Origin of the sequence: Gordonia asplenii (assembly GCF_012933505.1) — a bacterium.
Lineage (GTDB): Bacteria > Actinomycetota > Actinomycetes > Mycobacteriales > Mycobacteriaceae > Gordonia > Gordonia asplenii.
The window spans coordinates 480,473-501,437 of sequence record NZ_JABBNB010000001.1 but is presented as its reverse complement, the minus strand read 5'-3'; the positions used below and the strand labels follow the sequence as shown (position 1 = coordinate 501,437).

Genomic DNA, 20,965 nt, shown 5'->3' with positions numbered 1-20,965 from the left:
GGGAATGCGCATCGAACGCACCTTCTCCGACCCCCAGGCTATCGCCCGCGCAATAGTGGCCGTCGCGGCGGCAGCGACCATCGGCTGGACGACGGGGAACCCTCTAGCCGGCGCGATGCTCCCCGTCGGCGCGTTCATCTGCAGTATCGGAACACTGCTGTCACCGGTGTGGCACCGGGCGGCGAATGCGTCAGCCATGGCGGTGGCTTTCAGCGCCATGGCACTGCTCGGTGCACTCGTCCACTCCAGTGCATTGTTGTTCTTGACATCGCTGGCCGTGTTCGCGTTCATCGCCGGGCTGTGCCGCACCTTCGGGATCGCGCCGGGAATCCGCGGATGCCTGGCCGTCATCGGTCTCATGATCACCGGCGACATGGCACCCGACCTGCACGAAGGACTGATCATGGCCGGCTGGATGTCCGCCGGGACCGCACTCGCGGTCGGCACGCAGCTGCTCCCGCCCTACGGACTGCGCTACCCCGCCCAGCGGCGCACCCTGTCTGCCCTGTACCGCGCACTCGCACGAGCGTCGGGAGCGTCGGGAGCGTCGATGCCGACGCAACCCTTCATCGCCGCCCGTCACGCGCTGGGGACGCTACCTCGGTCCACTCGACCGGCGGCGGCGGCGCTGTTCGGATTGCTCGGTACCGCAGAACAGCTTCGCCGCACCATGGAATCCGTTGGGTGGATGAACCGCACAACCGGCCCGACGCCACACGACGACGACGTATCGCAGGTTCTCACCGACATCTCGCGCACCGTGTCCACGGGCCGTGTCCAGGACACCGCGGCCACGGTGTGGGAACGCCTCGATCGGTGGGCGCAGTCGTCGTCGGCCGCCTCGGCGGAGCGGCTCGTCGCCCTCCTCCGGGAGGCGCAGCGATTGGGACTCCTGGCCACGAACAACCGGATCGGTGATGCATTCGAACCGAATGCCGAGGTCCCCGGCCTCTATTCCGGGACGTCGGTGCTCGCCCGGACTGCGTCCCGACTACGAGGTGAACTGAACCCCCACGCGCACTTGTTCCGGCATGGTGTACGGCTGGCGGTGGGCGTTGTCATCGGTGAACTCGTCGGCCGAGGCATCGGTACATGGGGCGGGTGGGGGTTGGCCTCGCACGGTTTCTGGGTTGCCCTGACGACGATGCTCGTGCTCTTCCCCGACTATGGCCACACGATGGCGCGTGGGTGGGGGCGCTCGGTCGGGGCAATATTGGGCGGCCTGCTCGCGTGGGCCCTGTCACTCGCTGACTGGTCGCACGGAGAACTCGCGGTCGCATCGGTAGCGCTCGCCGCGGTAGCCCTGCTCACCTTGCGCACCGGACAGTTGATGCTCAATCTGTGGCTTACCGCGTGGCTCGTCTTCTTGATCCACGAGGTAGGCGGCTTCCCAGCTCCCACTGCATGGGCACGAGCGGCAGACACCGTAGTCGGCGCCGCGCTGGCCATGGCGATCTTCGGCTTGTGGCCCACCTGGTCCACCCACCGCGTGCCGGACGTTCTCTCCGAATGGCTCCGAATATTCGATCGCCTCCTCCCCGAAATACTCACCGGATACACCGCGGTCGGCGTGGGAGACCCACTAGCCATCGATGAACTGCGATCGACATCGCGCCAGATCCGTGAGCAGCTGCACGCAACCATCGCGCAGGTGGAGTCAGAACCCGCGCATCGCCGCAGCGTCTGGAACAACGACCAACTGATCCAGATTCAAGCCGAAGTGGACCAGGCGGCCCGATACGCCGCACTTCTGAGCGAACACAGACCGACGACCCCACCCGAGGCAATCCCGGAATTCGCTGAGCTGACCGATCCCGTCCACGAACTTGTCGGCGCGCTCGCCAGGGCCGCAGCCGGAGCACACCCCGTCCCCCGGGGCACCCTGCGCGCCGCCGTCGACGGCGTGCTGGACCGCGCACGAGAACAACACCCGCAACAGCCCAGCGCCGAGCACGCCCGAAGACGGGCACTGGACCTGTGCTCAGAGATGACCGACACACTCGAGAACCTCGCCGGCATCATCGCCACCGCCCGACGATGACCTCTTCGCCTGAACCTGAAAGGGATCTCCAGCCAGTCGGCCCGATTCGCCGACAGCCGCAACATCCGATGGCCGGGTCCACTCAAGAGCCAGCCACCTCCGACAACGCCCGGACGCCGTCGGCAGTGACCGGCCACCACCACATCAGTGCGGCTCCGACACCCGCGATGACAGCGCCGTAGGCGATGAGTGTGACTCGATCGGGGTGAATGACAGACTGACCGCGCAGCGCTTGGGACAGGGCGATAGCAATCAGCGCGCTGTAGGCTCCGCCGGTCACCCCGACGAGCAGAGTCCTCACCCGTTCGTCGCGCAACACCGCGATTCTGGGCGCAAGCACCGACAGCGCGAAGGCAGCCAACAGCAGAATCTGCATTCCGTGGATCCCGAGGAAGTGCGGGACCCGAAGGTCACCCGCGACACTGCTCCAGCCGGCGATCGGAATCCCGGGACCACCGTCGACGCCACCGAAGGTGTGCCGCGCATTGAGCTCGACGAGATGGCCGTCGGCGTCGCCCACGACCTGCGTGCCTGCCCAGCCGACGAGGTAGCCGAGTCCCATTCCGACGACGCTGATGATCAATCCGATGCGCATGGCGACCGTCGTCGCCCGGTCGCCGATGCGCTGCCAGATCAAGATTGCGGCGATGGCCAGGTTCGCGACGAACAGTCCGGGCACCCCGGAGGCGAAGACGATCTGACCGATGGAGTTCACCGGATCGCCCTGGGTGTTGAAATGGCTGAACGTCCCCCGGGCCGCCTGCAGCACGATGAACCCGACGTCGACGACGGCGGTGACCGCGAAGAGCACCGCGAGCCGTCGTGTCCATCGACTGCCGCGATGCGGGTGCGACAGCAACCACGCCAGGGTGAAGGTGTACATCGCGAACGCGACGGCGAATTTCGCCGGCTTGACCCAGATGTTCACACCGAGAAGCATGCGATGGTCGAATCCCATTGCGGCGAAACAGAATACGGCCAGTGCCGCCATCGCGGCACTGGTGAGCAGAAGTGGCTTTCCGATACGTGGCAGGTCCATGCCCCGACGCTATGGGCGATGGCCGCGCACGCACCTCCCCCGCGGGTGCGGTATCGGTCTAGTTCTCAGGAGTGAGCCACCGCCGACACCGCCCGTACGCCGTGGGCGAGGTCGACCGTCGACTGCAGGTCCGCGGCGATATGCCGGGTGACCGCGGCCGGGGTGGTCAGCCCGGCGTCGGCCATGCGCACCGGGGTGTTGATGACGGCCAGCGGACGTCGCGGTGTCGCTTCGCCGTCCCGGTAAGCGATGCCGATGCTGACCAGCCACGGTGACACCCCGAGCTTGGCCGCCCGAGTCGCGATATGCCCGACGCCGCTGCCCAACTTCTGGACTCGTGCGGGATCTTCTTTGTTGCAGGTGCCTTCCGGGAAGATCGCCATATAGTCGCCGTCGGACATCCGCTGAGCGCAGATGTCGATCATCCGCTGACCGGCCGCCATCGCGGCGCGTACCCCGTGATCTTTGGAGCGGAACACCGGAATGCCGCCGAGCGCGTCGATTTTGGCCCGCTGCTCAGGCTCTTCGAACAGTTCGTCTTTGGCGAGCACCCGCATGTGGCCGATATGTGATCGCAACGGCGACAGGAAGCCGGTAGCGGCCAGAATGAACGGATCGGTCTCGCGGACGTGATTGGCGCTGATCATGATCGGCGCTCCGCTGCGGATCGCCTCCCGCAGCGCCTGTTTCGCGCCGTCGGCGTAGGTGACCTGGGGCTTGTGCCGCCAGGCGAGGATGCCGTACATCATCCGAGCCTTCGCGACCGGCTGCTGATGTGCCAGGTAGTGGTCGTAGACCTCGCTTGCCTGTTCCATCTTCACGTCCATGAAGTTACGGTACCGTAAGTTAGCGGCCGATGCCGAGTGTTTCCGAACACGCCTTAACCTCGGTGAGGTGAGCAACTCGCCGGACATCGAGGTCGTCGTCGTCGGAGCCGGCGTGGTGGGCCTCGCTGTGGCACGGGAGTTGGCGACCCGCGGCCGGTCGGTCGCGATCCTCGAGGCCGCCGACGACGTCGGCACCGAGACGAGCTCACGCAACTCCGAGGTGATTCACTCCGGCATCTACTACCCCACCGGTTCACTCAAGGCACGAGCGTGCGTGGCCGGACGCGACTCGCTCTACCGCTACTGCGCCGAGCGCGGCATCGCACATCGGCGCACCGGCAAACTGATCGTGGCGACGTCGGATGATCAGCACGGAGCACTCGACGTCATCGCCGAGCGTGCCCGGCGCAATGGCGTCGACGATCTGCGACGACTCTCGGCTGCAGACGTGGGGGCCGTCGAGCCCGCGCTGCGGGCGACCTCCGGATTACTCTGCCCGTCCACCGGCATCGTCGATTCGCACGGGCTGATGCGTGCGTTGCTGCGCGACGCTCTCGACGCCGGCGCCGACGTGGTGCTGCGCTCACCGGTGAGCGCGGTGACCGTCGACGATCCGGGAGCGTTCACAGTCGCCACCAACGCCGACCGGATCACCTGTTCGGCGGTGATCAACTGCGCCGGACTCGGCGCCTGGTCGGTCGCACGCGCAACCAAAGGTCTTCCCGCACAGCACATTCCCGAGCAGCACTGCGCGAAGGGAAACTACTTCGGCCTGGCCGGCGGCACCGCCCCGTTCGAGCACCTGGTGTACCCGGTACCGGTCGACGGCGGGCTCGGCGTGCATCTGACGCTGGATCTGACCGGGTCGGCACGCTTCGGCCCCGACGTCGAGTGGCTCGACGCCGACGCACCCCTCGACTACTCGGTGAATCCCCATCGCGCCGACGGCTTTTACGCCGCCATCCGACGTTATTGGCCCGCTCTGCCCGACGCTGCGCTGGTTCCGGCGATGGCCGGTATCCGCCCGAAATGCAGCGGACCGGGCCGACCTGCCGCCGACTTCACGATCGTCGGCCCGGCCATCCACGGAATCGCCGGGTTGGTCGGCATGTTCGGTATCGAATCGCCGGGGCTCACCTCGTGTCTCGCACTGGCCCGCGAGGTCGCGGCGCTCGTGTGAACGACGCGGCGCGGCGCGGAGATCAACGCCGCGACGACTCGGCGAGGAAGTCGTGCACCAGCGGCACCACGCTCGCGCCTTCCCCGGTCGCCGCGGCGACGCGCTTCATCGATCCGCCACGGATGTCGCCCGCCGCGAACACTCCGGGCAGGCTCGTCGCCAGACTGGCCGGCGGCAGACCACCCATCCACCGCGACTTGTGGACGTCGCGCCCGGTGAGGACGAATCCGTTGTCGTCGCGGTCGACGTCGGGTGGGAGCCACTCGCATTTGGGTGCCGCCCCGATCAGCAGGAACAGACCGCCCGCCGGGCAGCGCTGCGTGGTACCCGACGTGCGGTCACGCAGTTCGAGCCATTCCAGTGACCCTTCGCCGCCGCCGTCGACGACGTCGGTGGATCCGCGCACCGTGATCCGCGGATTGAAGTCGATCTCGTTGATCAGGTATCGCGACATCGTCGCGATAAGGTCGGGGCGGCGCACGACGATGGTCACCGACCGCGCATATCGCGCCAGGTGGACCGCGGCCTGGCCCGCCGAGTTGCCGCCACCCACGACGAAGACATCGCGGCCCTCCATCTCTCGGGCCGCGGTCATGGCGGCGCCGTAGTGCACCCCGACACCGATCAAGTCTTCCAGCGCAGCGATTCCGAGGCGACGATAGGCGACGCCGGTGGCGATCAACACCGTGCGGGCGCACACGTCACCGCCCTCGGTCACGATGCGATGTGGGTCGGCGACACTCGCCGGTTCCAGCCGCAGCACCGGCCATCCGGTGGTGATCTGGGCGCCGAAGCGAATGGCCTGGCTGCGGGCCCGCTGTGCCAGCCGCATCCCGGAGATACCACGCGGGAAGCCGAGGTAGTTGCGGATCATCGAGCTCGTACCCGCCTGTCCCCCAACGGCTTCCGACTCGACGATGACCGTCGAGAGCCCCTCCGACGCGGCGTAGACCGCGGCCGCCAATCCGGCCGGGCCGGCTCCGACGATCACCAGATCGGCGATCGTGTCGACCTTGATGTCCGACGGGCGCCCGTAGACCATCGTCGACACGTCGCGAACCGATTGCGGCGCAATCACTTTCCCGTCGTCCCGCAATAGATGCACGAGCGGAAACGATGCCGCACCACCGACCGCCGCGATGGTGTCGCGGCCTTGCGGACTCTCTGGAAGGTGGGTCCGGTTCGGCATGCCCATCCGGTCCAGGAAGTCCCGGATCGCCATCGTCAGCGGATTGAGCGTCGGGGAGACGATGCGCAGCACCTCCACTTCCGAGACGCCCACCGTTGCTCCCCAGTCCGAGAGCAATTCGGTTATCGCGTAATGGAATTCCTCGTCGCGCTGACCGCGCGGGATGAGCAGCGACGCGTCGAACTTGCCCTTCTGCAATGCCGGTCGCAACGCGGGAGAATCGGTGGAGAAGCGGCTCCAGTGGATGGCGACGACGCGCCGCGCGGTCGGCACGACGCTGCGGAACGCCCCGACCGCCTCCATCAGACTCATATCCGGCAGCTGCGATTCGACGACGATCAGCGACACCGGCACACCGTCGCTACGCAGCGCGCTCAGTAGGGTGATCGCCTCGATCGCGGAATGCACGCACTCGACGCGATACTCGGCGTGATAACGACCGAACTGCACATACAGGTCGTCGGCGTGTTCCGCGGAAACGATCACGATCGCGGGCGCGCTGGGTTGTGTCATGGCTTCTAGTGTGGCAGGCCTCTGGCACCATCTTGCGTATGACTGCCGCAGACTTCCTCCGCCGGGCGAAACTGTCGCGCGGCTATCGCAAGCTCACCGAGCGCACCGACGGACCGTTGACCACCGCACGGGCGACGGCACGGTTGTCGGCCTACGTCTACGGCAACATTCTGGCGCTCGGCGCGGTCGTCATCGCGACCCCGGAATCGATCGCCGACGGCGACGCGGCGCTCGTCGTGGCCGCCACCGGCGCGACAACCTTTGTGGCACACGTATTCTCCGACTTCGTCGCACACGGCGGGCTGGGTTCGGACGACGACACCGACGCCGCCGGCGAGCGGGAACACGCGCTCGCCGAGTTGCGGGACGCGACGCCGATCGCGACGTCGGCGACATTTCCCACGCTCGCGCTGGTTCTCGGGTGGTTGGGACTGCTCCCGACGGCGTGGGCGTTCACCCTCGCCGGCGGCATCGTTGTGTTCCGCATCGCCACCGTGCAGATGGTGGCCAAGCGAATCCGCGGTGTCCCGCTGACGCCGCGGGTGCTGCTCGCCGGTCTGCTCGCGGCGGCTTTCGCCGCCGCGATAGTCGCGCTGAAGGTCGCGTTGACGCACTGACCGGCGAGCTTGAGCCGCAGCACCCGCTACTTCACTCGGTACCAGCTCTGGATAGTCAGACTCCGGCGAGTCGGCCTTCCGCCGACGCCATGGCGTTGTACGTGTCGCGACGTAATAGGGCGTGGAGTTGGCGGCGACGCACGCCCATGTTCCCACCGTCGTAGACGGGGAAGCAGAGTACGTCGTTCATGATGGCGGCGATAGGTGTTTGGTCGCCGTATCCGTCGACGCCGACAAGGCGCATGGTGTCGTAGACCGCCTGCACCGACAATTCCGAGCAGTGGACTTTGGCCATGTGGCCGAGTTCTTCGTCTCGGCCGTCGGTGATGTCGAAGTGGTGGCACGCTTTCCAGGTCAGGTATCGGGCAGCTTCGATCCGGGTCTTGATGTCGACGAGCATGTAGCCGGCGTTTTGGTAGTCGATGACCGGCACCGGACCATTGCGGCGTTCGGTCTTGGCCCATGTCAGGGCGAAATCGAACGCGGCCCGCATGCGGCCGACGCAGGCGGCGCCGATCAGCGAGGCTGTCCAGTTGAAAGCCAGGCGGCAGATGTCCATCCCGTCGCCGGGCTTGCCGAGAATGTTCTCCGCTGGTACCCGTACATCGGTGAACTTGAGTTTCGGTGAGATGCACGCCCGGTGACCGACGGTGTCGATCAGCCCGGTGATCTCAACGCCGGGGGTGCCGCGAGGGATGACGATGACGGCCAGAGATTCCTGTGGCGGCTTGGTCAGGTCGGTACGACAGACCAGGGTGATCAGGTCCGGGCCGAGCCCATCCCAGCCGATGCCGTTGGTGGTGTAATGCTTAGCGCCGTTGATCACCCAGTCATCACCGTCGAGGTATGCATGGGTGCGCACTCCCACCGACGGGTCATCGGAGTCGAAGTTGGCGCCACCCCCCGCTTCGGTGAAACCGAACGCCGCAGTGGTGGATTCGGTCCCGGTGAATGGCCGCAACCACCGGTCCTTCTGCTCCGGCGACCCGTACTGGATGATCGGCTGCAGCCCCAGGCCGGTGGCCAACAGTGCAGTCGGCACGTTGATGTCGACGCTGGTCAGCTCTTCGGCAGCCAATGCGAAGTCGAGAGACGCCATCTTGGCACCACCCTGCTCTACCGGGATGAGTGCCTTGAGAAATCCCGCATCGACCATCTCCTGGTAGAAGGGCTTGAGCGCATAGAACCGCAGATCGGGCGTGGCAAGGTCGGCGATGGCCTTCTCGACGTCGACCAGACGGGTCGTCGCGAAAGTCCGCGCCGCTTGCTGTAGGGCCAATTGGTCGTTGCTCAGAGTGAAATCGATAGCCATGGAAGATCTCCCGGGACTCGTAGGGGTGCACGCTCGGTTGCGTGCTCACGAGTGTCGGCCGTCGCAACACACCGCCGCATGGACAGATGTGCACACCCCCGTTGGATATCTGTGCACGCCCACTCACCGAAGACAGACCGACAAGCCCCGACGACAACTCGGCGTCAGCGAGCGACCTGCTCGATATGCTGCGCGCGATAGTCGCGAGGCGCACACCCATACCGCTGCTTGAAGGCACGTGTCAGATGCGAACCATCACAAAAGCCCCAGCGTGCAGCGATATCGGCAATCGACGACGATCGATCGGAGTCGACCAGGTCACGCGCGGCGTGAGTCAGTCGTAACTCGCGGACCTCGGCTCCGAAGCTCGTGCCCACCCCGTTGAAAAGCTGGTGCAGCTTGCGAACCGATACGCCTACGTGGCGGGCAGCGGCTGCTGCTTGCACAACGCCGTGCGAGATGTTGGCGAGTATGTAGTGCCGTACAGCTGTTCGTAGCGCGTCGTCGATAGCCGCTCGATCGGGGTTCTCGCTGTCGATCACGCCGCTACCGAGGGACGAGGCAACAACCTGGCTACACGCGTGATCCAGCGCCAGCCGGGACACCTCATCCAGTGAACCGTGTGCCTTCCACAGAGTCTGCATCATCGTTGCTGCGACGGCTCCGACACCGCTCCCACCCGACACCGTGCGGGCAGTGATCTGCGCATCGAGCCGGACCAAGGGCATCAACTGGTCGCGGGGGATGCGAAAGGAAAGCACACGCCATGGGTGCCCTTCGCTGGATTCGATGAACTCCAGCTTGTAGGGACGCGTTGTATCGAAAACCGCGAAACCGCCGGCCGGGACTACACACTGGGCGCCATCCTGTTCGCCGAGGCATGTCCCCTCCAGCTGAAGATTGACGAATACCTCCTCGCTGGGGGCGCACTTCACTTCCCGCCTACCGTGGCTGAGTTCCTGAGTGCACGAGGCGATTTCGGCTGTATTGGTCGCCGCAAGGCGCTCAGAGCGAACATATCCATAGAGCCCGGTCTGCTGAGCACTGTTCGCCAGGTGGTCGCTGCGACGCTCCGGAACAAGCGGCGTGAACGCTTGGCATACCACGTCTGTCCAGTAGGCCATCTGATCGGTTACCGGATGTTGGGCGGTGTCCCAGACAAATCTCACGATGACTACCTTCCCGACACGAGGGTGCCATGCCTCGCCGATTTCTACCGCCGATTGTGCAACGAAACGAAACGTCGCGCATCTCGATGGGAAACCTGCGTCGGCCGCACGACCTCGGTCGGACTTGCTGCCGCTCGACGATGCCCGGTGGTGACTCGCCCAAGGCGCCCGAGGCGACTACCCCCGCATCGCCGAAGCGACGATCACCGGCAGTTTCGCCGGGCTCGGCTTGCCCGCGAACTCGGCGAGCAGTCGACCGGTCTTGGGTGCGGTCTTGTTGTTGACGAACCACGGCGGCTTCGGCGACAGCGACCACTCGGCGTGCACGACCGAGCGCGGCGCCGGCCGGAACGGCCCACGCACCACGGTCCGTTGCGGACGCGCGATGAGCCACGCGTTGTGCACGACGCCGATTCCGCTCTGCACGTCGTCGAGGGTATGGCCGGGGAAGGCACCCCAGGTAGCCGTCGGGGTGAGGTAGCCGACCGCGGTCCATGCGTTGATTGCGATTGTGCCGTAACGCAATTGCGCGACGAGCGACTCGAACTCGGCCGCACCGATCGACGCGATGGTCTTCGGATGTGCGACGACGTTGGCGCCCAGCGTGCCGGTGAAGGAGTCGTTCGCGGTGGCGATGGCGGCGCGGAAGAAGTCGGCTCCGGTACCGGGCAGCTCGACGACCCCGAGGACCGGGGCGAAGTACTCGCCCGACAGCAGCGGCTCGACGGCCGACGCGGTGACGCCCTCCACCAGCAGTCGCCCACCGTCGGGGCCGAGGCCGGTGGCGTCCGGGTAGGACTCGCGGGCCCCGGCGACACGCGAATCGCTGCCCGGGTAATAGGCGCGGCGGGCCGGTGCGTCGTTCATCGCCGCGCGCAGGGCGGCCAGGAACTCGTCGCGCTGCGGCCAGTCGGAGGACAGGATGATGCCCTGGGAGGCGACGCAGTTGTAGCCGCCGTTGTGCAGGCGCTGGGTCGCGACATGCGCCGCCTGAAACTTGATGTCGGCCTTGCTCCACTTGCCCGGGATGATGATCGTCGGCGACACTCCGCCCAGTTCACTGGTCACCGGCTTGGCCAGCAGCGGCGTGCCCGCCTTCTTGCGCTCGAGTGCCTCGTCGCCGGTGCCCCACACGATGACGTCGTGGGTGTTGGCGCTGCCGGTCATGTGGACGTGCGCGATGCCGTCGTGTTCGACGAGGTACTTGCCGACCTCGGCCCCGCCGGTCAGGATGCGCACCGCACCCAGTTCGATGAAGGGTGCCAGCACCTTCGACAGCACGGGCAGCAGCGGATCGGTGATCGGATTGAGCTTGAGCGCGACCACCCGGTTGTGGGCGATCAGTTCGTAGAGCGTGTCGAGCGGGGTGATCGAGGTGATATTGCCCGCGCCGAGCACCACGCCGATTCCGTAGGTCAGTTCCGGATGGCGTTGCGCCAGACCGGCGTCGGCGATCGCCTGCTCCCGCGTGACGCCTGGTTCGAGCCACACCTGCGCGCTGAAACCGCTCATCAACAGCGAGTCGTACAGGCTCGCGGGCAGCACCTTGACGGTGGTCTGTCCGGCGGCGCTACCGAAGGTGACGTCGGCGAGAGGACTCTCACCGCGAGCCAGCGCTCGCAGCGACTCCGCGACGATGTGCAGGCTCGTCGCCAGCGCGTAGGGACCCGAGATCCATTCCTCGCCGACCAGCGTCGACGCCGGGTCGAGCCCCTTGATGACCAGGGCGGCGTCCACCCATTCCTGCGAATGCTCGACGGTGAGCGCGCGGACCCGATCCAGCAGATCGGCGCGGTCACGCAGCGACAGCGCCGCCCAGCGTCGCTCACCCTGCGCGAGGTCGGTGATCGCCTGATCGACGGCGGCCAGTGATGATGCGGTGGCTGTTTCCACGGCGATACTCCTAGGTCGGATAAGTTCGGGTCGCGGCCCGAAGGTGTCTACATCCATTGTCAATGTGCGCAAGCATTAACGGTATGTACATCCGCCATGAGATCGGAACTTCCCTTTGTGCGTGAGCACAAAGATGTGGTGGTACAGATCACGGCCGGCTGCTACTGTCGGCTGATGACGACTGCACACCGGACCTCGGCGCTGGCGGCCGGCCTGGCCATGGAATTGCGCTATAACAGCGATGCGCTGGTCGGTGACCTGGTGGAGAAGATCGTCGCCGCCGATCGGCACTACGCCGACGCCACGCTGTTGACCGCCGAGCAATTGCGCAAGTCCTGCATCGACAACCTCGGCGCCATGGTCGACGCCTTGGCCGACCGCGCGGACCTGCGCCTGGAACCGGCCCGCGCGGCGGGGCGACTCAAGGCCGAACTCGGCATTCCGATCGCGTCGTTGCTGCATGCGTTCCGACTCGGCGGCCGCAACGTCTGGTCGGCGCTGGTCGAGCGCGCCGTCGAGCCGGCCGACCGAGATCTCGGCGACCTGGCGGCCGATCTCTGGGAGATCGTCGACACCTTCTCCGACGCCGCGGTCCAGGCCTATCACGACACCGAACTGGACCTGGCCCGCGCCGACGAGCACAAACATCGACAGTTGGTTCGCACCCTGTTCGACGATCATTCCGCCAACCCCGGACGGTTGCTCGACGCGCTGCGCACCCTCGGCCTGCCGGAATCGGGAACGTTCGCGGTCGTGGTCGCCGCGGGCGACGACCACCCCACCGGGCAGCGCCTGACATCGATCCTCGCCGACGTCGGCATCCAATCGGTGTGGGATGCCGGATTGGAGACGACCCTCGGATTGTTGGTACTGCCGCCGACCGCCGAGTCCGCGAGTGCCTTCGACCGGCTGACGACAGTGTTCGACGGACGAACGGTCGACGGACGAGTCGGAGTGAGCGCGGTGTTCGCCACCGCCCACGGGATCGCGGCGGCGACCGCACAGGCACGCCTGGCCGCACGCGGCGCTCGCCCCGGCACCCTCGTGCGCTTCGGTGCGGATCCGTTGGCGCATCTGCTGGTCTCCGCGCCCGATGCCAGTCGGGTGGCAGCCACTTCGATCCTCGGACCGATCCTGTCGCTGCCCGACGCCGAACGGTCCGATCTTCTCGCCGCACTCGACGTCTGGTTCCGAAGCGGCGGTTCGGCCGCGACCGCCGCCGAGATGCTGTACTGCCATCGCAACACCGTGCGCTATCGACTGCGCAAGATCTGCGAATTGACCGGCCGTGACACCACCGACCCCGCGCAGTCGGCCGAGCTCTACGTCGCCCTGCGGGCGGTCACCCTCATCTGATCGTCGCCGTCGGCGCGCACGGTCACCCGGTCAGCCCAGCGCCGCGAGCCGCTCGATCTCGTCGACGCTGCCGGGTGACACCAGCATCGTCGTGACGCCCGCGGCCTCCCACACCTTGATCTGCTCGCGGACGTGATCGACGTCGCCGACGATGGCCGAGTCGTCGACCAGTGCGTCCGGAATGATCTGTGCCGCTTCGTCTTTGCGGTCGCTGCGGAACAGTGCGGTCACTTCGTCGACGACGTCGGAGTAGCCCATCCGCCGATAGACCTCGGCGTGGAAGTTGGTGTCCTCCGAGCCCATTCCGCCCATGTAGAGCGCGAGGAACGGTTTGATCCCGGCCATCGCGGCGTCGCGATCGTCGGTGATGACGATCTGCGCGGTCGCGCAGATCTCGAAGTCGGCGCGCGTACGCCGGGCCCCGGGCCGGGCGAAGCCCTCGTCGAGCCAGGAATTGTAGGTGTCGGCCATCCGCGGTGTGTAGAACAACGGCAGCCAACCGTCGGCGATCTCGGCGGTCAGCGCGACGTTCTTGGGGCCTTCGGCGCCGAGCATCACCGGGATGTCGCGGCGCAGCGGATGCACGATGGGCTTGAGCGCCTTGCCGAGGCCGCTGGCGCCGTCGCCGTTGTACGGCAACGGGTAGTGCGGACCGGCGCTGGTGACCGGTGCCTCGCGTGCCCAGACCTGGCGCATGATGTCGATGTACTCGCGAGTGCGCGCCAGCGGCTTGGGGAAACGCTGTCCGTACCAGCCTTCGACGACCTGCGGCCCCGAAACCCCGAGGCCGACGATGTGTCGACCGCCGGAGAGGTGATCGAGTGTCAAGGCCGCCATCGCGCATGCGGTGGGAGTGCGGGCCGACAGCTGCAGCACCGACGTGCCGAGGCGGACCTTGCTCGTCGACGACCCCCACCAGGCGAGCGGCGTGTAGGCGTCGGAGCCCCAGGCCTCCGCGGTGAAGACGGCGTCGAAGCCCGATCGCTCTGCCGCGGCGACGAGTTCAGCATGATTCGCGGGTGGCTGTGCACCCCAATACCCAAGTTGCAGACCGAATTTCATGACTGCATCGCTACCATGGCCGCGGCGCGTTCTTTGATGGATTCGAATCTGGCGCCCATCGCGGCCGACAACGCGTTAGCCCCCGACAGCGGACGGACCATCACCGTCAGGCTGTCGATGAGCCCCTCGTCGTTGACGTGGATGAAGTCGCACCCGTTGACGGACTTGCCGTCCACCGTCGCCTCGAACACGAGGGCGGTGTCGGCGTCGCCGTCGTGGCCGATCTCGCGGACGTAGTGGAAGCCCTCGAAGACGCCCATGACCGCTTCGATGATCGCGTAGGCGATCGGCTTTCCCGGGTACGGCGCGAATGCCACCGGGCTGGTGAAGACGATGTCGTCGGCGAACAATGCGCCAACCGCGTCGATGTCGTTTGCCAGCACGGCGTCGCGGAATGCTTTCATGTGGGGTTCCTCACGTGTGTCGGGGACGGCATATGCACCGTAGCACCTATTCAATTTTATGACTATAGGTCGCTGAAAGTGACGTGTGGCATAGTTACGCAGAAATGAAACACGTTCTAGATTGTCCACAAGGATTAGGGGTCTGACCCGAATGAACGCTGCACGGCGCACCGACCTGGCCGCCCGGCTCCCCGCCGGGGTGACCATCCCCGACGTCGACGTCCCGACGGGCGAGCTGGTCGAGTTGCCCGGCCGCGGGACCACCTACGTCACCGACACTCCCGGACCCGACGTCGACGCACCCGCGATCCTTCTGTTGCACGCACTGTCCACCACCGGGCTGCTCACCTGGTTCCCGAGCATTCCCGCACTCGCACAACGCTTTCGGGTGATCACGCTGGATCAACGATTGCACGGCCGCGGTATCGGCGCGGTGGAGTTCACCTTGCACGACTGCGCCGACGACGCCGTCGCCCTGCTCGACGTGCTCGGCGTAGAGCAAGCGATGATCGCCGGATATTCGATGGGTTCGCTTGTGGCACAGCGGGTCTGGCGACAGCACCCGGATCGAGTCGGCGGCCTGGTGCTGTGCGCGAGCACCGATGTCTTTCAGTCGACGATCACCGAGCGCATCTTCCATCGCAGCGTCGGGGCGTCGATGGCCGCGCTACAGGGCTCGGGCGCCCGACGCGAACGCGCGGCGTCGAACGACCAGCCCGAGCCGGTGGACCCGACCGACGACATTCACCGCTGGGCGCTCGCCGAGTTCCGCTCGACGCGTCCGCGGGCCGTGGCGCAGGCCGTCGCCGCCATCGGCAAGCATCATTCGCGGCCGTGGATCGGTAGGATCACGGCGCCTACCGCCGTCGTCGTTCCGTTGCGCGACAAGGCCATTCCGCCGCAACGGCAGATCGCGATGGGCAGGCGGATCCCGGGTGCCACCATCCACGAGTTCGACGGCGGGCACGCGAGTTGCGTGCTGAACTCGCAGGCCTTCGTGCCCTCACTCATGCAGGCATGCGCCACGGTCCGCGCTCGCTGGGCCGACGATGTCGACGCGGTCGGCACAGTCGTCGGGGGGCACGCGTGACCGCCGGGCGCATCGCCGTCGTCACCGGCGCCAGCCGCGGCGCGGGCAAGGGCATCGCGCTGGCTCTAGGCGCGACGGGCGCGACGGTGTACGTCACCGGCCGCACCAACGTCGAGGGCCAATCACCGCTTCCGGGAACGGTTTTCGAGACGGCCGAGGAAATCACCCGACGCGGCGGCACCGGCGTGCCGATGGTCGTCGACCACGCCGACGACGCGGCGGTCGCCGAGTTGTTCGAGCGCGTCGCCGCCGACCACGGACGGCTCGACATCCTCGTCAACAACGCGATCACGCTGCCCGGGGCACTGACCCGCAAGGGCCCGTTCTGGTCGAAACCGCTGGCGCTGACCGACCTGTTCGACGTCGGGATGCGCTCGAACTATGTCGCGACCTACTACGCCGCTCCCCTGCTGGTTGCCAACGGTTCGGGCCTGGTGGTCCACACGTCGTCGTTCGGCGGTACCTGCTACATGCACGGTCCGGCCTACGGTGCGGGCAAGGCGGCCGTCGACAAGATGGCCCACGACATGGCGGTCGACTTCAAGGAGTACGACGTCGCGGTGGTGTCGTTGTGGATGGGCCTGCTGAAAACCGAACGGACGCTGGCGGCGTTCGCGGTCGACCCCGCGATGTACGCGGGGATGGCCGCCGCAGCCGAGTCCGTCGAGTTCCCCGGCCGGATCATCGCGGCGCTCGCCGACGATCCGGACCGGATGAGGCGCAGCGGGCAGGTGCTGATCGGCGCCGAGGTGGCCGTCGAACTCGGCGTCGTCGACACCGACGGGCACCAACCCCCGTCGCACCGTCCGTTCTTGGGCGATCCACCGTCGTTCAGCGCCGCGGTGGTCGACTAGACGATTGCGACGCGGCGGGCGCGAGTCCGGCGACGGCCTCGGTGAGCCGGGCCAGCTCGGCCGGGAAGTGCGCAACCATCTTCTCCGGGTGCCGCACGCTCTCCTTGCAGGCGATGATGCCGACGTGCACGACGCCGTTGTTGGACAACACGGTGATGTTCAGCCCGGCGCCGTGGAACACCGGACCGAGCGGGTAGAGCGCCGTGATCTGGGCACCCATGAAATACAACGGGACCGGCGGGCCCGGGACGTTGGAGATGACCAGGTTGTGCACCACCGGATGCTTCTCCGCGAGCCGTAGTCCGGCGTAGGCGCGCACTGCCAGACCGAAGGTGCGCGGCGCGGCGAATTCCGCCCAATCCTGAAGCGTGTCAGCCGAAATCGCCTTGTGATGCTCCTTGGCATTGCGGTTGGCGTCGGTCATCGAGCGCAGGCGCTCGAGTGGATCGTCGATGTCGGTGCCCAGTCGCGCGAACAGCGCCGAGACCTTGTTGGCACCGCCTTCGCGCTGCGAATCCTCCCGTACCGAGACCGGCACCGACGCGAGCAACGGAGCGTCGGGCAGTTCGCCACGGTCATCGAGGTAGGCACGCAGCGCACCGCCGGCGATCGACAGGACGATGTCGTTGACGGTGGCGCCGGTCGCGGCACGGACCGCTTTGATGTCGGTCAGCGACATGTCGGCCAGCGCCAGTGACCGGTGCCCGGTGATGGTGCCGTTGAACGACGTGCGGGGCGCGGTGAACGGTGGCGCCATCGCGGTGCCCTGCCGGGCACGCCCGATGGTGTCGGCGATGAGTCCGACCGATGGCGCCACCATCCCCGGAATGGCCAGCGGACGCGCCAAGGTGCTGATCACACCGCGGCCGAAGAGTTCGAGACTGCCCGGATTGCGGGCCGAACGATCTAGTGGCGAGTCGGGTGCCAGCGCGGGTGCGTCGGGCTCCAGGCTGCACAGATACGAGATGAGGTTGGCGCCCGACGCCCCGTCGACCGTCGCGTGATGCATCTTGGAGAACACGACGACCTGCTCGCCGCCGCTGCCGTCGCGATAGCCCTCGATGACGAACATCTCCCACAGCGGACGGCCGCGGTCCATCGGCAGTCCGGCCAGGTGTCCGCAGATCTCGACGAGTTCGTCGTGGCCGGCGGGCGCGGGCAACGCCATCCGATGCAGGTGGTGGTCGATGTCGAAGTGATCGTCGTGCACCCAGATCGGGTGCCCGAGGTCGAGCGGCACGCGCCGGATCTTGCGGGTGAACTGAGCGACTTTACGCACCCGTGACTCCAGCGTGGCGCGAACGGTGGCGAATGAGTACCCACCCGGCATCGTCGACGTATCGAGTACGAGCACACCGCAGACGTGCATCAGTTGCTCGGGTGTCTCCAGGTACAGAAAGCTTGCATCGAGGCCACTCAACCGCTCCATGACCAGACACGATACAGCAGAACTGTAACGTGTTCTAATTTTTCGTACCTCTATCGCGCCTCGTGATCGACCGCCCGATCGTAAGCGTCGTTGTATGCGCGCAACTCGCGCAGCAGCGCTTCGGGCGTACCCGGACTGAGGTCGTCGAAGATCCGGTTGAATCGGTCGACCCGGAGCATGCCGTCGTCGTGAAATGCCTGCGCACCCAGTACGGTCGGGCGGATCAGTCGACTGACCTGCCCGGGAACGTCGTAACGTTCCAGGTACCCGCGCTTGATGGCGGCGTTGACCTGGCGATTGATCGTCGACTGCTCGAGTTCCAGTTCGAGCGACAACTCGCGCAGCGTCCGCGAGCGACCGTCGGAAAGCACCAGCAGGATGGAGAACGCCGAGCCGTCGAGCTGAGCACCCGCGTAATGAGTGGCCTTGCGCCGCCCCAACCTGCGGATCTCGTCGACCAGGTCCGCATACAACGGCGAAGGCCAGATAGCGCGTTCATCATCGTTCACCCGTGACTCATCCTCCGTGCCGTCAGCCGCTCCGCTGACTACCCTAGCGCCCGCAGAATCGTCGGGTTTGCATATGTAGATTACATATGTACTATACATATCCACTGCTCGATTCCAGTTCCACACTTCAGTTCCCACCCTTGTAGGAGGTGCCCGGTGAGTGCCGAACCGTCAACGACCGCACAATCCGCCGACCCCGCCGACGAATCGACCGCGAAAGCGATCTGGATCGTCGCGACCCTGTGCGGCGGCGGCCTCGTCGCGTCGCTCATGCAGACGCTGATCATTCCGATTCAGCCCGAACTGCCTCGACTGCTCGGTACGAGCAGCTCGAACGCGTCGTGGGTCATCACCGCGACCCTGCTCGCGGCCGCCGTTGCGATGCCGGTCGCCGGTCGACTCGGCGACATGTTCGGCAAGCGCCGCGTCATTCTGATCAGCGCGGTGCTGTTGGTCGTCGGATCACTCGTCTGCGCGCTCGGCTCGGGACTGGTTCCGATGGTGATCGGTCGCGCCGTGCAGGGTTTGGCGATGGGTTTCATCCCGCTGGGCATCAGCCTCATGCGTGAGGTCACACCGCCGCGCCTGACGTCGATGTCGGTGGCCGCGATGAGCGCGACGCTCGGCGTCGGCGGCGCGATCGGCCTGCCGCTCTCGGCTTGGGTTGCGCAGCAGTGGAATTGGCATGCGTTGTTCTGGATGTCGGCCATCCTCGCCGCCATCGTCACCGCGCTCGTGGCGATTGTGGTCCCGCGTGTCGACGACGCCGTCGGCGGACACTTCGACGCCGTCGGCGCCCTGCTGCTAGCCGTCGGTCTGGTCGCCGCGCTGATCGCGATCAGCAAAGGCAACGATTGGGGCTGGGGCGAGCCCGCCACGCTGGTTCTGCTCGTCGGCGGCGTCGTCGTGCTGATCGGCTTCGGCGTGTACGAGCTGCGCCACAGCGATCCCCTCGTCGATCTGCGCACGACGGCCCGTCCCGCCGTGCTGCTGACCAACCTCGCCGCGATCGCCATCGGATTCGGCATGATGGCGCAGTCGATCGTCATCCCGCAGCTGCTCGAACTGCCCGAGGCCACCGGTTACGGCATGGGCCAGAGTCTGCTGGCCGCCGGTCTGTGGATGGCTCCCGGCGGTCTGATGATGCTGGTCTTCGCGCCGATCTCCGGCGGAATGATCAATCGGTTCGGCGCCAAACCGACCCTCGCCCTCGGGGCGACGGTGCTCGGCATCGGCTACCTGGCCGCGTTGTTGCTGATGAACGCGCCGTGGCAGTTGCTGGTCGCCTCGGTCATCGGTTCGGCCGGTGTCGGCATCGGCTATGCGGCGATGCCGACGCTGATCATGGACGCGACTCCGCTGTCGGAGGCCGGTGCGGCCGTCGGTCTCAACGGTCTGATGCGTTCGATCGGCACCACGACGGCCGCCGCGGTCATGACGATGGTGCTCACGTCGTCGACGATCGATCTGGGCGGACATACCCTGCCCGCCGAGTCGACCTTCCATCTGTGCTTCCTGATCGGCGCCGTCGCCGCATTCGTCGGCGCCGCGATCACCCTGTTCATCCCGGTGGCGAAGAAGCGGTCCGCGCAGGCAGTGCCGGCCACCGCCACCGACGACGACGCGATCGCAGTCGGTTAACGACCCCGCTCCCCGAGTGCCGAAGCGAGGAACGAGCTTCGGTGTAACGAGGGGCTGGTGAGACGAAGAACCCAACCCGACCCCCGACGCGCCCCGCGGCCATATCGAAGCATCGCTAGTCGTGGCCCCAGCGTGCACTGCGGTAACCCGTCGGCACCGCGCTATTTGACCGGCCACTGCGGCAACCCCCAACACTTGGGTAACCACCGTCGCGGGAAATGGTTACCGCAGTAGCGAATCGACTACCGCCGTCGGAGGGCGGCGTCGTCGGGTCACCAGCCCCTCGTTACACCGAAGCTCGTTCCTCGCTTCGGCACTCGGGGACCGAGGTGGTAGCGACGAAACCTCCCCTCGCTGCGCCGCAGGCTGCGCTGCACTAGAGGCTGTCGCTCTCCTTGTCTGCCGCGGCGATCACCTTGGCGGACAACGAGATCAGCGCTTCGATCTCCGGTTCGGTGAGTTGGTCGGCGAAGATCCGCTGAATCAGGGCGGCGTGTTTGGGCGCCGCCTGTTCAAGGATCGTGCGGCCCTGTTCGGAGAGCGTCACCACGATTCCGCGTGCGTCGTCGGGCGCCTGACAGCGAGTCAGCAGGCCTCGCTTGTCCATTCGCGCGAGCTGCCGCGACAGCCGTGCCTTGTGCCAATTCATGACGCGCGCAAGGTCTTTGGCGCGCATGCTGACGCCCGGCTGATCCGACAACGTGGTCAGCACCTCATAATCAGCGCCCGACAGTCCGTCTTGCTCGAGCCCGAAGGCGATCTCGCCTTCGACCTTCATCCGCATCCGGACATAGGCCATCCAGGCCTGCATGCTTGCTTCATCGAGCCACTCGCTCATGA

General features: G+C 66.6%; 18 protein-coding genes. 7 read left to right on the top strand and 11 right to left on the bottom strand.

Features of this window, described 5'->3' with window-relative positions; translation table 11 throughout:
- Window positions 1–4 precede the first annotated feature (4 nt).
- Window positions 5–2,041 (top strand): FUSC family protein, encoded by a 2,037-nt coding sequence (locus HH308_RS02295; protein ID WP_170192501.1) that lies wholly within the window; start codon window positions 5–7, stop codon window positions 2,039–2,041.
- Between the two features lie 82 nt (window positions 2,042–2,123).
- Here the strand turns inward: HH308_RS02295 and HH308_RS02290 are convergent, their stop codons facing one another.
- Window positions 2,124–3,080 carry a hypothetical protein gene (locus HH308_RS02290; RefSeq protein ID WP_246284078.1) on the bottom strand — a complete coding sequence of 319 codons (957 nt, stop codon included), beginning with the start codon at window positions 3,078–3,080 and terminating at the stop codon, window positions 2,124–2,126.
- 65 nt (window positions 3,081–3,145) lie between these two features.
- Window positions 3,146–3,907 (bottom strand): lysophospholipid acyltransferase family protein, encoded by a 762-nt coding sequence (locus tag HH308_RS02285; protein WP_170192500.1) that lies wholly within the window; start codon window positions 3,905–3,907, stop codon window positions 3,146–3,148.
- Window positions 3,908–3,974: 67 nt separating this feature from the next.
- Between HH308_RS02285 and HH308_RS02280 the strand changes: the two genes are divergently transcribed.
- Complete coding sequence (locus HH308_RS02280; RefSeq protein ID WP_312870287.1) at window positions 3,975–5,087, top strand: NAD(P)/FAD-dependent oxidoreductase; 1,113 nt, start codon at window positions 3,975–3,977, stop codon at window positions 5,085–5,087.
- Window positions 5,088–5,109: 22 nt separating this feature from the next.
- On the opposite strand, the gene HH308_RS02275 is transcribed toward HH308_RS02280, so the two are convergent.
- Window positions 5,110–6,789 (bottom strand): NAD(P)/FAD-dependent oxidoreductase, encoded by a 1,680-nt coding sequence (locus HH308_RS02275; RefSeq protein ID WP_170192498.1) that lies wholly within the window; start codon window positions 6,787–6,789, stop codon window positions 5,110–5,112.
- Window positions 6,790–6,827: 38 nt separating this feature from the next.
- On the opposite strand from HH308_RS02275, the gene HH308_RS02270 reads away from it, so the two are divergent.
- Window positions 6,828–7,406: a hypothetical protein gene (locus HH308_RS02270; RefSeq protein ID WP_170192497.1), complete on the top strand. Its 579-nt coding sequence runs from the start codon at window positions 6,828–6,830 to the stop codon at window positions 7,404–7,406.
- Between the two features lie 55 nt (window positions 7,407–7,461).
- Here HH308_RS02270 and HH308_RS02265 read toward each other — a convergent pair whose 3' ends face one another.
- The 3 genes from HH308_RS02265 to HH308_RS02255 all read right to left on the bottom strand — a co-directional run bounded on the left by HH308_RS02265 (window position 7,462) and on the right by HH308_RS02255 (window position 11,780).
- Window positions 7,462–8,718, bottom strand: coding sequence for an acyl-CoA dehydrogenase family protein (locus HH308_RS02265; protein WP_170192496.1), 1,257 nt, complete (start codon window positions 8,716–8,718; stop codon window positions 7,462–7,464).
- A gap of 164 nt (window positions 8,719–8,882) precedes the next feature.
- Window positions 8,883–9,887 (bottom strand): helix-turn-helix domain-containing protein, encoded by a 1,005-nt coding sequence (locus tag HH308_RS02260; protein WP_170192495.1) that lies wholly within the window; start codon window positions 9,885–9,887, stop codon window positions 8,883–8,885.
- A gap of 177 nt (window positions 9,888–10,064) precedes the next feature.
- Window positions 10,065–11,780 carry an aldehyde dehydrogenase family protein gene (locus HH308_RS02255; protein ID WP_312870286.1) on the bottom strand — a complete coding sequence of 572 codons (1,716 nt, stop codon included), beginning with the start codon at window positions 11,778–11,780 and terminating at the stop codon, window positions 10,065–10,067.
- Between the two features lie 174 nt (window positions 11,781–11,954).
- On the opposite strand from HH308_RS02255, the gene HH308_RS02250 reads away from it, so the two are divergent.
- Window positions 11,955–13,136, top strand: coding sequence for a PucR family transcriptional regulator (locus HH308_RS02250; RefSeq protein WP_170192494.1), 1,182 nt, complete (start codon window positions 11,955–11,957; stop codon window positions 13,134–13,136).
- A gap of 30 nt (window positions 13,137–13,166) precedes the next feature.
- Here the strand turns inward: HH308_RS02250 and HH308_RS02245 are convergent, their stop codons facing one another.
- Both HH308_RS02245 and HH308_RS02240 read right to left on the bottom strand, forming a co-directional pair.
- Window positions 13,167–14,198, bottom strand: coding sequence for an LLM class F420-dependent oxidoreductase (locus HH308_RS02245; RefSeq protein ID WP_170192493.1), 1,032 nt, complete (start codon window positions 14,196–14,198; stop codon window positions 13,167–13,169).
- On the bottom strand, window positions 14,195–14,602 hold the full coding sequence (locus tag HH308_RS02240) for a nuclear transport factor 2 family protein (protein ID WP_170192492.1): 408 nt from the start codon (window positions 14,600–14,602) through the stop codon (window positions 14,195–14,197). Before HH308_RS02240 ends, HH308_RS02245 begins: the two co-directional genes overlap by 4 nt.
- A gap of 151 nt (window positions 14,603–14,753) precedes the next feature.
- Here HH308_RS02240 and HH308_RS02235 point away from each other — a divergent pair, with 151 nt between their 5' ends.
- A complete protein-coding gene (locus HH308_RS02235) occupies window positions 14,754–15,692 on the top strand; it encodes an alpha/beta fold hydrolase (RefSeq protein WP_170192491.1) in 939 nt (312 codons plus the stop codon).
- On the top strand, window positions 15,689–16,546 hold the full coding sequence (locus HH308_RS02230; RefSeq protein WP_312870285.1) for an SDR family NAD(P)-dependent oxidoreductase: 858 nt from the start codon (window positions 15,689–15,691) through the stop codon (window positions 16,544–16,546). Before HH308_RS02235 ends, HH308_RS02230 begins: the two co-directional genes overlap by 4 nt.
- On the opposite strand, the gene HH308_RS02225 is transcribed toward HH308_RS02230, so the two are convergent.
- Window positions 16,524–17,975 carry a WS/DGAT/MGAT family O-acyltransferase gene (locus HH308_RS02225; protein ID WP_170192489.1) on the bottom strand — a complete coding sequence of 484 codons (1,452 nt, stop codon included), beginning with the start codon at window positions 17,973–17,975 and terminating at the stop codon, window positions 16,524–16,526. The two genes, HH308_RS02230 and HH308_RS02225, sit on opposite strands and share 23 nt — an antisense overlap.
- A 50-nt stretch (window positions 17,976–18,025) precedes the next feature.
- Entirely contained in the window at window positions 18,026–18,484 is a 459-nt protein-coding gene (locus HH308_RS02220; RefSeq protein ID WP_170192488.1) for a MarR family transcriptional regulator, read from the bottom strand.
- Between the two features lie 156 nt (window positions 18,485–18,640).
- On the opposite strand from HH308_RS02220, the gene HH308_RS02215 reads away from it, so the two are divergent.
- Window positions 18,641–20,125, top strand: a complete 1,485-nt coding sequence (locus HH308_RS02215; RefSeq protein ID WP_170192487.1) for an MFS transporter — start codon at window positions 18,641–18,643, stop codon at window positions 20,123–20,125.
- A gap of 376 nt (window positions 20,126–20,501) precedes the next feature.
- On the opposite strand, the gene HH308_RS02210 is transcribed toward HH308_RS02215, so the two are convergent.
- The gene (locus tag HH308_RS02210) at window positions 20,502–20,963 is read right to left on the bottom strand and encodes a MarR family winged helix-turn-helix transcriptional regulator (RefSeq protein ID WP_170192486.1); all 462 of its coding nucleotides are present in this window, start codon (window positions 20,961–20,963) and stop codon (window positions 20,502–20,504) included.
- Window positions 20,964–20,965: the final 2 nt, after the last annotated feature.